Origin of the sequence: Pseudoxanthomonas sp. X-1 (assembly GCF_020042665.1) — a bacterium.
In the GTDB taxonomy this organism is placed as follows: domain Bacteria; phylum Pseudomonadota; class Gammaproteobacteria; order Xanthomonadales; family Xanthomonadaceae; genus Pseudoxanthomonas_A; species Pseudoxanthomonas_A spadix_A.
The window spans coordinates 1,618,245-1,630,956 of record NZ_CP083376.1; the positions used below are offsets into that span (position 1 = coordinate 1,618,245).

A 12,712-nucleotide genomic window follows, 5' to 3' on the forward strand; every position below is an offset into this window, starting at 1 on the left:
GATAGCCATGGCTTAGGCCTCCACCGGCTTGCCGCCGCGCAGCGTGTACCACGTGTCGGCCTTGATTCCGTCTCGGCCAGCGATGCCAGCCCACACAGCGATGACCTTGTAGTCGTCGTCTCGCTCAGCGAGGAACAGCGCGTTGCCGTCGCTACCCATGGCCTTGCCTTCATAGCCGCATGCCATGGCAGCGCCCCGGTAGCCGGTGGCGGAGGCAGCGCCCCGGTAGCCGGTGGCGGAGGCAGCGCCCCGGTCGCCGGTGGCGGAGGCAGCGCCCCGGTCGCCGGTGGCGGAGGCAGCGCCCCGGTAGCCGGTGGCGGAGGCAGCGCCCCGGTAGCCGGTGGCGGAGGCAGCGCCCTGGTCGCCGGTGGCGGAGGCAGCGCCCCGGTCGCCGGTGGCGGAGGCAGCGCCCCGGTCGCCGGTGGCGGAGGCAGCGCCCTGGTCGCCGGTGGCGGAGGCAGCGCCCCGGTCGCCGGTGGCGGAGGCAGCGCCCCGGTCGCCGGTGGCGGAGGCAGCGCCCCGGTCGCCGGTGGCGGAGGCAGCGCCCTGGTCGCCGGTGGCGGAGGCAGCGCCCCGGTAGCCGGTGGCGGAGGCAGCGCCCCGGTCGCCGGTGGCGGAGGCAGCGCCCCGGTCGCCGGTGGCGGTCTCGCCCTCGGGTTTGGCGCGCGAGAACGTGTACTCGATAGCCGCCTTGATGATGCCGGGCAGGCCTATTTCGGCACTTACCTTGATCTTGCTGCTGGCGACCTTGCTGTCCTGCTCGTGCCTGCTGATTTGGCCCGACTGCTCAACCAGCGCAAAGCGCGAGCCGGCCGGCGGGTAGTAGTTGAAGACATCGAGCGGGTACTCGCAGGCATGGAAGCCGCGCTTGCACGCCTTGATGTCACCCTCCAGTTCCAGCGTCTCGCCGACCTTGTACTGGACGCGCTCGCCGCCATCGGGGTGGCATGCCAGATCCTTGTCGAAGCCCTTGTAGCCGATGAAGACTTCCTGAGGCTCAGCCTTAACTGGAGCCTTCCTGCTGCGCTTGTCCATGTTCCCGTCCTCTGCCCGGGGTGGGCTGACGGGAGTCACTATAGGCAATGCCTAGGTAACGTGCAATAGGCAATACCTAGGAATTTCGATAGATTCTCCCAATCGACCCCGGCCGGGCGATAGGCGCATGGCCCACATGGCGACTTCAGTAGCGGCCAGGGCGGCCGTCAAGGACTACAGCTAGCGTTGCTTTCTGGCAGCAACGCCTACATGTAGTGTTCCACGGCACATGAATGACCTCCGGCAACCCGGATGAACGCTTATGAACGCGTATGGAACTGTATGGACATCAAAAAGCGTTACCGAACTTCGGTAACTAAGATGTTCCACGCGCTATCATCAAAGCCGTCAATAGCGACCCGATCGATGGTCAGCAGCTTGGCAGACCGGTGGTTCAGGGGAACTTGATCCCCACGCAACGGTCGGAATGATCCCCCCTAAGGAGTTCTCAACATGCATCACCTAAAGCACAGCAAGTCGTTCTGGCGGGGCTTTGGTTCTGCATTCGATCTCTTCCCCGGCGCCAGCCGTCAACAAGCGCGAGCCCAGTTCCTATACGACACAAGGGCTGATATAGCCTTGGCGTCGGCGTGGGAGCAGGTAGGCAAGAGCCTCAACATAGCCTTGGAGAGCTATGAGCAAGAACAAGCCAGGGAACGGAAGTCAGAGCGGCCAGAAGCAAGGCTTGCCGCCGGCTAAACTTCCAGAAAACAAGGATGACCGGGAAAAGGTCATCGAGGCGGAAATCATAAAGGACCCGGCTGTCCTCAACAGGCCGGGTGTTCAGCAAATCTTGATGAGTATGCAGGTCTATCAAGGGCCTGTTCCGCCTGCAAAGCAGTTCGCTGACTACGAGGCGGCTGTCCCTGGGTCAGGCATGAGACTGATCGATTTGTCAGAAAAGGCTCTAACTGCTCAGAACGAGCGCGCGAGTTCTGCTCAGGACGCGGATTACGCGGAGGCGCGTCGGGGCCAGTGGATGGCGTGGTCTCTGGCAGTTTTTGCGATGGCTGGAGGCGTTGCTTTGGGACTTAACGGCGCCGCTTGGCCTGGCGCACTCTTCGGTAGTGGAGGGTTGGCCGCGATCATCTACTTGTTCATCCAAGGGAAAAAGCGCAGCTAGACAAACCCCGCTCCGGCGGGGTTTTTGGTGGCTAATAGCAGAGGTTTGGCGCGTTGTTGCAGATGGCGTCAAGCCTGGCTTCCGTATCCGCAAGCTTTTGCTGAGCATCTGCCAGGTCAGACTCCAACTGTTCGGCTCGATCCTTGGCTTCCTGCGCCTCGGCGAGCGCGTTTATCGCGTTCACTCGTGTGGCGTCAAGTTCGTCATAGCTCATGTGCTTTTGGCATCCAGAGATGAGCATTGCCAATGCGATCCCCATTGATAGCTTCATCCTTCCTCCTGAATCCAAGCTTCAATTGCCGTAAGCGCTACGTCTGTTAACGCGCCCTTGTGGAGGCCGCTGAATACGTGGCTGAGAATAGGGCTGAGGCGGCGAATAGATAGGGGCTTGGTACGGCTGACTGTATGGATCAACCGTTCCTTCTTGGCCTGTATACGGGTTGTAGTTCCCCTGAGTTGAGTAGTTGTCGTATGGATTGTTATTCGCCTCGCTGCGGTAGTGGCCTTCGACGTAGGTCCCGTCCGCACGGAAATAGGGCTGGACATAGGTCTGGGCGAATGAACTGCCCGCAAAAGCGATGCAGGAAATCAGGGTGACGCATGGCGCAATTTTCATTAGCTACTCCTTGCCGTTCTGGGATCGAAAACAACTCGCCTAAGTTTGGCGCAATCATCCGGACTTGCGCCCGCAAATCTGTAAGCCATCTTCTACAAAAGCATCGACCTCGCATGCATCAACGTATCCGTGCATCCGATCCAACAGATCGTCCAACTGAGGGTCCGTCAGGTCCGATAGATACGGAACGCCCCTAGTCATCAGGAAATGCGTCACCGCGATCTGCCATCCGTAATTATTGGCGATCACCATAATCTCGTGCATGGCCTTCGCGCGCGGGGACACGTCTACCGCCTGTAGCTCAGCCCAATTGGGCAGTGCTGCCTGCGCCACCTTATCGGGTTCAGGCGGTTTTTCTGCGCCTACCAGCCGCAGGTCTCTCGGCTTCCCCGCCTTCCTTTTCGACCGCTGGGCCACCAGCTCCGCTAGCTTGTCGATCTCCTGATCCAGATTGAACCCCATGTTCCGCCTCCAGTCTCTCTCGCAGTGCAATAGCGTTGCGTAGTGCGGTGGCGAACTCCTCGGGGGATCGCTCGATATCCAGCACCTCATTGGCTCCGAGTCGGACAGACTCCTTCGCCAGCCTGATCGCGGCAAGGATGATCTCTGCATCCAGTCGCGTGGGTTGCGACGCTGGCTGGCTGCCCATGTCGGCGGCCGATAGCCCCCAGTGCTCGGGCCCGACTACATCGCTGAAATACTGGAACAACTTGAACAGACGGGCCTTCGAAACACGGCCATGCTTCGTCCAGTCATAGGTTGACTCTGGCTTGACCCCGAAATGACGGGCAAGTTCTGACCTGTTCACGCCCTTCCGGACGCGAGCTGATTCGATTGCTGCGCCGAGCGCCTGACCTGTAAGCATTGCCTAATAGCACCACGCAGACCGGTGGTGTAGGCAATGCCTTGACACCCCGCCTAGGCAATGCCTATAGTCGCGGCCATGGACAATCCCGCAGACCCGATCAAGGCCGCTATCGACGCGGTAGGCACCCAGTCGGCCCTCGCGGCCGCCTTGGGGATCAAGACTCCATCGATCAGCGAATGGAAGGAGCGGGGCAAGGTCCCCGCTGCAAGAGTGCTGGATGTCGAGCGCCTGACGGGCGTCTCCCGCCACGAACTCCGCCCCGACATCTTCGGCCCCGCCCCGGCCCCGAAGGGGGAGGCGGCCTGAGATGAGTAGCGACGCGCTCCTGCAGTTGGCGCTTATGCCTCCGGTGTGGCTGAAGCAAATGCGTCGGTCCAACGGGCGAGGCACGCCGCCATCTGATCCCGAAACGTCGGCAGTGATTCGACCGCAAAGGCCCGGTCCGCTAGCTCCAACTGTGCGTGCTGCCAAATTGCCAGGGCGTGCTGTGGCTGAGGGTGAGACTGAATGAGTGTTGCCACGGCCAGTTCCAATGTTTCCTGCCGCGCCAGCATCGCTGCCAGCGTCTGGTCCGTCTTCAGCTGCACTTCCAGCAGCGCATGCAAGTCCATGCCGGTCTCCGTGGGTGAGGTTGGGTCGCGCCACCAATCCTACGGCCAGACCGGCGCCTATGCGGGCCACTCAGCGCCCAACCCTTCGGTAGCAGCACACGCCATCAATCCAGCGGATGGCGAACACCTGCCCGCACAGCCACACCAGCGTGGTGACGTTCGCGGGCTGTTCAACACGTAGAGCTTCCATCGGGCCTGTCCTTCGGGGCGGGCTCTCATTTGGTCCGAAATCCAACCGTCAACACGAGTCATGACCACACAACACTCGTTGCCACTGATAGGCCCCGTGCCCTCTATCGAGCGAGTCCCGATGCACCTCGTCGGCCTCTGCCGCACGTCGGGTGATGCGGTGCTGCTGGCTATCCGGGTCGCCAAGAAGTCCCAGCGCCAGGTCGCCAATGACATCGGCATGGAGCCTGCGCAGCTGTCCCGGATCATCTCGGGCAACGCGCACATGCCCGCCGACATGGCGCTGTGCTTCGCCCGTGCGGTGCGCAACTGGGGCTGGCAGCAGTGGGTGGCTCACTCCTGCGGGATGGACATGGTTCCGCGCACCGAGTCGGCCGAGGAAAAGCTCGCCCGTCTCGAAGCGGAGAACGCCGAACTGCGCATGAGGGCTGCCGCATGAACCACTCCGAGTACGAGCAGGTGCTGAAGATCATGCGCGACGAGGCGTTCGAGGCCGCGAAGCGCCTCCAGTTCCCGAGCGCCAACGTGATCCAGTTCCCGCGCGCCAAGCGCCTTCCCAGCCCCCAACCGACGCGCCCGAATGGGCCGGGGAGGGCTGCGTGAGTGCGAATGGCGAGATTTCGCGCACGGCCCCCGCGCACGCTGGTCCAGTGACCACGACGAGCAAGCACATGGCCAAGCAATCAGACTTCTGCCGCAAGGCGCTGGAGGCCCTCTACGCCGCTCCCATGACCGCTTACGAGCTGCGCGAGTACGACCGCCTGCGAGCGGACGAGATGGCCCGTGCTGAGGCGCGTAGAGCGCCGACGCCGCAGCGTGACTTACTGGAGGCCGCTTGAGCGACACCTACACAAAGCTGTTTAGGTCGATAGCGGCCAGCACCATCGTCAGCGAGCCGCTGGCGACTCGTTGGCTATGGGTAACGCTACTGTCCCAGGCAGACAAGGGCGGGAACGTCTACGGGTCCATTCCGGGTCTCGCCCGCCTGGCCAACATCAGCCTTCAGGAGGTCGAGCAGGCCTTGCAGTGCCTGATGTCGCCCGACCCCTATAGTCGCACCCCCGACAACGAGGGGCGGCGATTGGCGCCGATCGACGGCGGTTGGCGCCTCCTCAACCATGCCAAGTACGCGGCGATCAGGGACAAGGCGGAGCGTGCTGACTACAAGCGCGAGTGGGATCGGGCAAATCGGTCCAAGGCGGCAAAGTCGCCCCAGTCGGAATCCGACATTTCCGACACTCATCCGACAGATTCCGGCAATTCCGATACTCACGTCCCCACCAACACTAACACCAACACTAAAGATCAAAAGCATTCGTCATCGGCTACGCCGACTGACGCCGACGAACTTGCCCAGCGATTGGCTCAGGTCACCAGGGAGGCAGTCGAGGCCTACAACGCCTCGCCGCTGACCAAGCGCAACGGCGGCAATCTGCCGAACGTCTCGGCAAGCGTGGGCCGGGAGAAGCGCCAGCAGCAGGTCAGGCGCTGCCTGCGGGTTGCCAGGGAGATTTGCCGGGAGTCCACGGGTACGCCCCTGGTGACTCCCGAGTTCTGGGCTGCCTACTTCGACCTGGCCGCTGAGGACGACTTCTACGCAGGTCGAATCCGGGGCGGCGCTGGGCACGAGAACTTCGTCCCTGATTTCGAGACGCTGACCAGCGAGAAGACCATGTTGAAGCTCTACGACCGGCAGGTGGCTGCATGAGCGCTGTCCGCCAGGAAATCGAACGCATGGCCGAGTTGTATGGCGGACCCGATGTCAGCCAGCTGCGCGTGCCGCCCCATAGCACGGAGGCCGAGCAGGCGGTGCTGGGCGGCTTGATGCTGTCGCCAGCTGCGCTATGGGGCGTGCAGGATGTGCTCGCACAGGGAGACTTCTACCGCCGCGACCATCAGCGGATCTACGCGGGCATTCTGGAGCTTTCCGAGAAGCGTAAGCCGTACGACGCGGTGACGCTGGGGGACTGGTTTGAGGCACGCGGCGAATCCGACCTGATCGCTGGCGGCGACTACCTGATCGAGCTAGCGACCTCCACCGCATCGGCCGCCAACATCCGGGCGTGGGCCGAGATCGTTCGGGACAAGGCTCTGCAGCGGCGCTTGATCGACGTGGGGACCGAGATCGTAAACGCGGGCTTCGATGGCCGCTGCGACAGCGGCGACGCACTGGCGAGCGCTCAGACGCTAGTTCAGGGCTTGATGCCCAAGCAGCGCGGCGGCCTGTCACTGGCGGCTGACTCGCTCAAGGACTATTACCAGGACCTACAGGCTCGCTATGACTCCGAGGGGCGCCTGACGGGAATGCCGACGCCGTGGGGCGACTTCAACAAGCACACCCACGGGCTACAGCCCGGCGAGCTGGCGTTGTTTGCGGCGCGTCCCAGCATGGGTAAGTCGATCTTGGGCTTGAATCTGTCGCTGTTCGCCTCGCTGCGTGAGAAGCGCGTAGCCCTGTTTTCGCTGGAGATGAGCAAGAGGCAGATTCACCGCCGCAACATCGCCTCGCTGATGAAGGTGCCCCACGACTGGCTTTTGGCCCCCAGCAAGGAGGGCGATGACTACTGGCCTCAAGTAACCGAGGGCATCCGCCAGCTAAAGGCCTCAAATCTGTACGTGGACGACACGGCCGATCTGACGATCAACCAGGTAATGGCCCGCGCGCGAAACCAGCACCTGCAGGAACCGATCGACCTGCTGGTGGTGGACCACATCCATGACTTCAAAGTGGACGCCAAGCTGGCGCGCTTCGAGTACGGAAAGATTGCCCAAGGGCTGAAGACGCTGGCGAAGGAGTTCAACTGCCCGGTCGTTGCCCTGGCGCAGCTCAACCGCCAGATGGCAAATAGAGCAGACAAACGCCCGACGATGACGGACCTGCGTGAGTCCGGCGAGCTGGAGCAAAAGGCCGACCTGATCGTATTCCTCCACCGAGAGGACTACTACGACAAGGAGAGCTACATGCGCGGCGCGGTTGAGCTGATCGTGGCGAAGGGTCGTGACATCGAGGCTGGCAAGACCATATTGCTGCGGAATGACTATGCGCACATGGCGCTTCGCGACTGGGAGGGCCCAGCGCCTCAGCCTCCAGTCCAGTCATCGCCGAATAGGTCGACCGGCAGGGGATTCTTCCGATCGGGCAAGAGCCTGGCGGCGGGAGGTGATGAGTGAACCTCCACCGCGACAACTACATGGAGGCGGCGTGAGCATCGTCGAGAGAGCAAAGGAGCTGGCGCATCGCGCTCACGCCGGTCAGGTGGACAAGGCTGGCAAGCCATACATCGAGCATGTGGCTCGGGTTGCGGCGCGTGTCCGCGAGGACCGCATGTGCGCCAACGAAGACTGCAACGGCCGTGGAGAGGTCGTGGATTGGGGCAGTGTGGGCTGTGGAGACCCATCATGCTGCTCGCCTTGGAGATCGCCTTGCCCTGACTGCGAGGTGGCTGAGGCCGCCGCGTGGCTGCATGACGTAATTGAGGACGCGGCATGCGATGAGCAGAGCCGGATTGGCCACCACGTCGAGGACAACTTCCCGGTCACTGTGGTCAACGCGGTTCTTGCCTTGACCAAATTCGAAGGCTACCCCGAAAGCAACTACTACGCCGACATCCGAGAAGATGAAATCGCCATGCGAGTGAAGCTTGCCGACATCGCCGACAACAGCGATGAGGCGCGTTTGGCGCTGCTCGACAAGCAGACCGCTGATCGCCTGCGAAAGAAGTACAGGAAGGCGCTAAGGGAGCTGGGAGTTTCCGTGCCATGACCTGGACCCGTCCCACCGCCGACACGATCGAATGCCCGCCTTGGTCCATCCGCAAGGGCTGGTTCCTCACTGGGACGTGCTACCGGCTGTTCCGTACCAACCGACTAATCGCGATCTGCCCCACAGCAGAGAGCGCCATGCAACGTGCTGAGAGGGCATCCCCATGACCAAGCACATCCTCAACAGCGAAGTCAGCCTCCAGTCCTTCATCGGCGGCGTGCGCGAGCTGTGGCACTCGCGCCGGTATCTGGAAGTCAACGTCAAGGAAGGGAAGGGCAGGAGCGTCGAGCAGAACGCAGTGCTGCATGGCTGGTTCGGTCAAGTGGCGCGGGAGCTGCGACAGGATGATCCGCGAGGCGTGAAGCGCTTCTGCAAGCTGCACTTCGGTGTGCCGATTCTGCGTGCCGAGGATGAGGACTTCCGGGCCGCCTACGACCGCGTGATCAAGCCGCTGGTCTACGAGGACAAGCTCGTGGCGATGGACATCCTGCCGGTCACGTCCGTGATGACCACGATCCAGCTCGACCGGTGCATGACCGACATCCAGGACCACTTCCGCAAGCAAGGGGTGGAGTTGCTCTACCCGAAAGAGCGAGAGGCTGCATGATCAGAGATCTTTTGAATCTCCCGAAACTCCGCAGCGAGCCCTACCTAGAGTGGGTGCGCTCGCTTCCGTGCTGCGGCTGCGGCATCGTCGGTCGAAATCACGCGCACCACAGCATCGCGGACCGCCATGGCAGCAGCAAGCACAGCGACCTGGCGGCGATGCCGCTGTGCCCTGCGTGTCACGCCTGCTTGCACGCTGGTTGGCCGGATTGGGAGGACGAGTACGGCGCCCAGTGGCTGCACGTCTTCCGCACGCTGGACCGCGCTGCGTCCATGGGCGTGCTGACGGTAGATGCGAAGGCGGCAAGGGAGTTGTCATGAGGAAAGCAATTATTTCCCTGATCTCCATCCTTGCTGCTTACCTGCTTGGCTATGCAGCCGTGTGGCTAATTCATGGACCCGCCTGGGCCTGCATGTTGGGCGGATGGATGATGGTCTCGCTGAGTAGGTCCGGATCATGACCAACCTCAACACCATGTTTGCCGTGCTGGAGGAGCTGCCGCCCGGCAAGTTCACGACCGGCGACTACGTGCGCATGCGTCGCCGGCTGTTTGGGCGCAGTGCTGACGTTGGGACGCCTGCGCGCGAGCTGGACCGGGCTGTGGCCGAGGGCTATCTGTCCGTGGACGGCGGCGTGTACGAGGAAAGGAGGACGAAGTGAGGGGCCGGCACAGTGCGATGGCGCTCGGCCGGCTCAAGGCTGGCGCGATGAACAAGACTGAGGCGGCCTACGCCGCGAGCCTGGAACTGCGCAAGGCGGCCGGCGAGGTGGCCTGGTATCGCTTCGAGGGCGTCAAGCTGAGACTGGCCGACAACACGTTCTATACCCCCGACTTCGCTGTGATGCTGGCAGACGGCCGCATGCAGATGCACGAGGTCAAGGGGTTCTGGCAAGACGACGCGCGGGCAAAGATCAAGATAGCCGCAGAAATGTACCCGTTCGACTTCCTGGCCGTAAAGGCGACAGCGAAGCGGGACGGGGGTGGCTGGGCAGTGGAGCACTTCTGATGGCCAGTGCATCGCAATTGCAACGCGAGGCCGCGCTCATGCGGCGGGAAATCAAACTCAGGAAACGAGAGGGGGTGAGCCGTGGGTGAGATCGAGAACAACGCAACGCCGTTCCGTCAGTACTACTCACCGCGGCCGCTGCTGACGGTGGACCCGGATGACCTGCTCGGAGCCGCTGAGGCGGTGCAGGGCAGGCTCAAGCGGCTGTACAACGACCGTAGGTGCGGAGCGTGGCTGTTCGTCGCCGTCGACACGCTGGAGGCCTGGGTGATCCCAGAGACCCACACCTCCATGCCCTCCATCGAGCGTGACCTGGCGCGCGGGGTGTGGGGGCAGCGCCTTGTAGGACACTACCGTCGGGACGAGGACAAGGGCATCTATCCGAGGCCTGAGGCAATCGCCGAAGCGATCGCAGCCCACCTGGAGCTGCCTTTCGCCACAGCAGCTGCTCGACGTGACATCACGGCCGACACGATTTTGCAGGCCCTGGCTGAGCAGGCACGCGTTCCCGCCGATCAGCTGGCCCAGTACCCGGCGCTCTACCAGATCGCCCATGCCATCGCGGCCTCCCTTCGGGGGCGGGTGCTATTGCCGTTGACGCCTCCGGCCGAACAGGCAGCGTGAGGCAATGGATAGCCGCCTGCACGAAGCCGCCAAGCACCTGGCCCTGGAGTTCTCGTTGAGCCGGGCCGAGGCGCAGCGCGACCTCACGCCCATGGTGCTGGAGGGGTTGGTGGCCCACGGCCTGGCATTCGAGCGGAATGGCCGGGTGGCACTGACGGCGCTGGGCGGCCGCGTTCTGGCTGAGGCAGCCCGATGACTTGGCTCTGGCGTGACATTGGATGCACTAGTGCCGGGATAAAGCCCCGCATGAGGTTTCACCGGCTTCCGCGTTGGTGGGATTACACGATGCACGCCAACTGCGAGGCGTGGTTCATCCATCACCAGATTCGCGCCAACCCTGGGCGCCAGTACAGGGGCGACAAGCGCATGAGTGTCGACGAACCTGCGCAGCCCGAGAGCGGTTTGCCACGTCGTGGCGGCTTGGCCGGTTGCAGCCGGCCGGGTGACATTTCTTGCCGTGGGATCGGGCGCTTCTTTCCCAAGCGGAGCCGAAGCTAATGGCAGCCGCCCGGCAGATATTGGATCAATATGGGCTTGAGGCCGTCTGCGAGGACATCGGTCGCGGTACGTCTATGACAGCCATCGCCCAAGAGCGTGGCGTTTCGATTGGGTCGCTTCTGACGTGGGTTGAGGCCGATCCTGAGCGTTCCGCGCGCGTGCGCGAGGCGAGATCGGCAATGGCCCGATACTGGGATGAGAAGGCCGAGGCTGGAATCGAGTCCGCCGAGGACGAGTTCGCCCTGAAAAAGGCCAAGGAGTTGTCCCATCACTACCGGTGGCGGGCCTCGAAGATCGCGCCGAGGGAGTACGGCGACAAGGTCCAACACTCCAGCGACCCGGACAACCCGTTGCCGGCACCGCAGTGGATCGTCAACCCGGTGGCCCCGAGGGGAGAGTAGTGGCCCCCTCGCTCCGGCCGCAGGTCAACCTGCAGCTGCCCGTCAAGCTCCTGCCGATCCTCCAGCCCAAGCGCTTCAAGGTCATGCACGGGGGGCGGGGTGGGGCCAAGTCCCACACAGTCGCTCAGGTGCTGCTGATGATGTCGATGCAGCGCCAGTTGCGCATCCTCTGCGTGCGCGAGGTGCAGAAATCCCTGAAAGAGTCGTCCATGCAGGTGCTGAAGGACTACATCGGCCGGCTGGGGCTGGAGTCCTACTTCGAAGTGCTGAAAACGGAGATCCGCTGCCTCACGACAGGATCCACGTTCAGCTTCTCTGGCCTGAAGGACCACACCGCAGACAGCATCAAGTCTTGGGAGGGTGCGGACATCGTCTGGGTCGAGGAGGCGCATAGCGTCACGGCTAGGTCGTGGAACATCCTGATTCCCACAATCCGCAAGGCGGGGTCAGAGGTCTGGATCACCTTCAACCCGGACCAGGAAGACGATTACGTCTACGATCGCTTCATCAAGCAGCAGGACCAGAACGCCTGGGTGTGCGAGATCAACTGGCGTGACAACCCGTGGTTCGGGTCAGAGATGGACGAGGAGCGGCGCACGCTCCAGGCAATCAATGACGACCTCTACCAGCACGTCTGGGAGGGTAGGTGCCGCAGCGTGGCGGGCCTCCTGTTCAAACGCCCGTGGCTGAAGAGGTTTGATCTGGCTAGCCAACCCGAGACGCTGAACAAGTACATCGCCAGCGACTATGCCGGCGGGCCCGACCCAAACAATCCCGACAGCGATCCGGACTACACAGAGCATGGATGCGCAGGGCTGGACCACAACGGCGACCTTTGGTTCGTGGACTGGTGGAGCGGCCAAGAGGATCCGGACACTTGGATCAAGGCGTGGCTGGCGATGATCCGGCGCAACAAGCCCCTGGCCGCCTTCGAGGAAAAGGGCGTCATCCTCCGAGCGGTGGACGCCTCGATTAACAAGGCGATGCGCGAGGCTGACACCTACGTGGCCCGCATGCCATTGGCGAGCGCGGGCAATAAGGCCAGCCGGGCACTTGGCTTCGCTGCCCGAGCCGCAGCCGGCACCGTGTGGGTTCCCAACACCGATTGGGGGGATCGCCTCGTCAACCAGCTCTGTGCCTTCAACGGCCAGGATGGGCGGCGAGACGACATGGTGGACGTGTGCAGCTTGCTGGCGCGCGGTCTGGACGACATGACTGACGCCCGGCCGGCGGCTCCGCCGAAGAAGGATCCACCTAAGCCATTCACCCGCCAGTGGTTCAACGAGGTAGACCGCCTCAACAGCCCAGACCCCGAGGCGAACGCGCGCTATTACCGTTGACGCGATCTGGCAGCCTACCAGGCTGCTGAA

At 62.9% G+C, this 12,712-nt stretch carries 21 protein-coding genes; 16 read left to right on the forward strand and 5 right to left on the reverse strand.

Translation table 11 applies throughout. The features are described 5' to 3' along the window. Positions 1 to 12: 12 nt before the first annotated feature. Positions 13 to 1,035, reverse strand: a complete 1,023-nt coding sequence (locus LAJ50_RS07140) for a hypothetical protein (protein ID WP_224096505.1) — start codon at positions 1,033 to 1,035, stop codon at positions 13 to 15. A 634-nt stretch (positions 1,036 to 1,669) separates the two neighbouring features. Here LAJ50_RS07140 and LAJ50_RS07145 point away from each other — a divergent pair. Continuing rightward, positions 1,670 to 2,158 carry a hypothetical protein gene (locus tag LAJ50_RS07145; protein WP_138654069.1) on the forward strand — a complete coding sequence of 163 codons (489 nt, stop codon included), beginning with the start codon at positions 1,670 to 1,672 and terminating at the stop codon, positions 2,156 to 2,158. A 31-nt stretch (positions 2,159 to 2,189) separates the two neighbouring features. Here LAJ50_RS07145 and LAJ50_RS07150 read toward each other — a convergent pair whose 3' ends face one another. The 3 genes from LAJ50_RS07150 to LAJ50_RS07160 form a co-directional block, all read right to left on the reverse strand. After that, positions 2,190 to 2,372: a hypothetical protein gene (locus LAJ50_RS07150; protein ID WP_138654067.1), complete on the reverse strand. Its 183-nt coding sequence runs from the start codon at positions 2,370 to 2,372 to the stop codon at positions 2,190 to 2,192. A 78-nt stretch (positions 2,373 to 2,450) separates the two neighbouring features. Beyond that, positions 2,451 to 2,774, reverse strand: coding sequence for a hypothetical protein (locus LAJ50_RS07155; protein WP_138654065.1), 324 nt, complete (start codon positions 2,772 to 2,774; stop codon positions 2,451 to 2,453). A 54-nt stretch (positions 2,775 to 2,828) separates the two neighbouring features. After that, the gene (locus LAJ50_RS07160) at positions 2,829 to 3,236 is read right to left on the reverse strand and encodes a hypothetical protein (protein WP_138654063.1); all 408 of its coding nucleotides are present in this window, start codon (positions 3,234 to 3,236) and stop codon (positions 2,829 to 2,831) included. A 481-nt stretch (positions 3,237 to 3,717) separates the two neighbouring features. Here LAJ50_RS07160 and LAJ50_RS07165 point away from each other — a divergent pair, with 481 nt between their 5' ends. Beyond that, the gene (locus LAJ50_RS07165; protein ID WP_138654061.1) at positions 3,718 to 3,948 is read left to right on the forward strand and encodes a Cro/CI family transcriptional regulator; all 231 of its coding nucleotides are present in this window, start codon (positions 3,718 to 3,720) and stop codon (positions 3,946 to 3,948) included. A 32-nt stretch (positions 3,949 to 3,980) separates the two neighbouring features. Here LAJ50_RS07165 and LAJ50_RS07170 read toward each other — a convergent pair whose 3' ends face one another. Then, positions 3,981 to 4,253: a hypothetical protein gene (locus LAJ50_RS07170; RefSeq protein WP_138654059.1), complete on the reverse strand. Its 273-nt coding sequence runs from the start codon at positions 4,251 to 4,253 to the stop codon at positions 3,981 to 3,983. 310 nt (positions 4,254 to 4,563) lie between these two features. On the opposite strand from LAJ50_RS07170, the gene LAJ50_RS07175 reads away from it, so the two are divergent. The 14 genes from LAJ50_RS07175 to LAJ50_RS07240 all read left to right on the forward strand — a co-directional run bounded on the left by LAJ50_RS07175 (position 4,564) and on the right by LAJ50_RS07240 (position 12,682). Next, complete coding sequence (locus LAJ50_RS07175; protein ID WP_138654057.1) at positions 4,564 to 4,881, forward strand: helix-turn-helix transcriptional regulator; 318 nt, start codon at positions 4,564 to 4,566, stop codon at positions 4,879 to 4,881. Further along, a complete protein-coding gene (locus LAJ50_RS07180) occupies positions 4,878 to 5,045 on the forward strand; it encodes a hypothetical protein (RefSeq protein ID WP_171044635.1) in 168 nt (55 codons plus the stop codon). The genes LAJ50_RS07175 and LAJ50_RS07180 overlap by 4 nt, the downstream gene beginning before the upstream one ends. Before the next feature lie 68 nt (positions 5,046 to 5,113). Further along, the gene (locus tag LAJ50_RS07185; protein ID WP_171044634.1) at positions 5,114 to 5,281 is read left to right on the forward strand and encodes a hypothetical protein; all 168 of its coding nucleotides are present in this window, start codon (positions 5,114 to 5,116) and stop codon (positions 5,279 to 5,281) included. Continuing rightward, complete coding sequence (locus LAJ50_RS07190) at positions 5,278 to 6,150, forward strand: hypothetical protein (protein ID WP_138654055.1); 873 nt, start codon at positions 5,278 to 5,280, stop codon at positions 6,148 to 6,150. The genes LAJ50_RS07185 and LAJ50_RS07190 overlap by 4 nt, the downstream gene beginning before the upstream one ends. Then, positions 6,147 to 7,613, forward strand: a complete 1,467-nt coding sequence (locus LAJ50_RS07195) for a replicative DNA helicase (protein ID WP_224096506.1) — start codon at positions 6,147 to 6,149, stop codon at positions 7,611 to 7,613. The genes LAJ50_RS07190 and LAJ50_RS07195 overlap by 4 nt, the downstream gene beginning before the upstream one ends. 31 nt (positions 7,614 to 7,644) lie before the next feature. Continuing rightward, on the forward strand, positions 7,645 to 8,205 hold the full coding sequence (locus tag LAJ50_RS07200; RefSeq protein WP_205961544.1) for a phosphohydrolase: 561 nt from the start codon (positions 7,645 to 7,647) through the stop codon (positions 8,203 to 8,205). Between the two features lie 163 nt (positions 8,206 to 8,368). Beyond that, positions 8,369 to 8,812 (forward strand): hypothetical protein, encoded by a 444-nt coding sequence (locus tag LAJ50_RS07205; RefSeq protein ID WP_138654051.1) that lies wholly within the window; start codon positions 8,369 to 8,371, stop codon positions 8,810 to 8,812. Further along, on the forward strand, positions 8,809 to 9,132 hold the full coding sequence (locus tag LAJ50_RS07210; RefSeq protein WP_138654049.1) for a DUF968 domain-containing protein: 324 nt from the start codon (positions 8,809 to 8,811) through the stop codon (positions 9,130 to 9,132). Before LAJ50_RS07205 ends, LAJ50_RS07210 begins: the two co-directional genes overlap by 4 nt. Positions 9,133 to 9,268: 136 nt before the next feature. After that, positions 9,269 to 9,472 (forward strand): hypothetical protein, encoded by a 204-nt coding sequence (locus tag LAJ50_RS07215; protein WP_138654047.1) that lies wholly within the window; start codon positions 9,269 to 9,271, stop codon positions 9,470 to 9,472. 47 nt (positions 9,473 to 9,519) lie between these two features. Further along, on the forward strand, positions 9,520 to 9,819 hold the full coding sequence (locus LAJ50_RS07220; protein WP_224096507.1) for a DUF1064 domain-containing protein: 300 nt from the start codon (positions 9,520 to 9,522) through the stop codon (positions 9,817 to 9,819). Positions 9,820 to 9,900: 81 nt separating this feature from the next. Next, entirely contained in the window at positions 9,901 to 10,443 is a 543-nt protein-coding gene (locus LAJ50_RS07225; protein ID WP_138654045.1) for a hypothetical protein, read from the forward strand. Between the two features lie 4 nt (positions 10,444 to 10,447). Beyond that, a complete protein-coding gene (locus tag LAJ50_RS07230; RefSeq protein ID WP_138654043.1) occupies positions 10,448 to 10,639 on the forward strand; it encodes a hypothetical protein in 192 nt (63 codons plus the stop codon). A gap of 301 nt (positions 10,640 to 10,940) precedes the next feature. After that, positions 10,941 to 11,342, forward strand: coding sequence for a hypothetical protein (locus LAJ50_RS07235; protein ID WP_138654041.1), 402 nt, complete (start codon positions 10,941 to 10,943; stop codon positions 11,340 to 11,342). Then, positions 11,342 to 12,682, forward strand: a complete 1,341-nt coding sequence (locus LAJ50_RS07240) for a PBSX family phage terminase large subunit (RefSeq protein ID WP_205961542.1) — start codon at positions 11,342 to 11,344, stop codon at positions 12,680 to 12,682. Before LAJ50_RS07235 ends, LAJ50_RS07240 begins: the two co-directional genes overlap by 1 nt. The last annotated feature ends 30 nt before the right edge of the window (positions 12,683 to 12,712 follow it).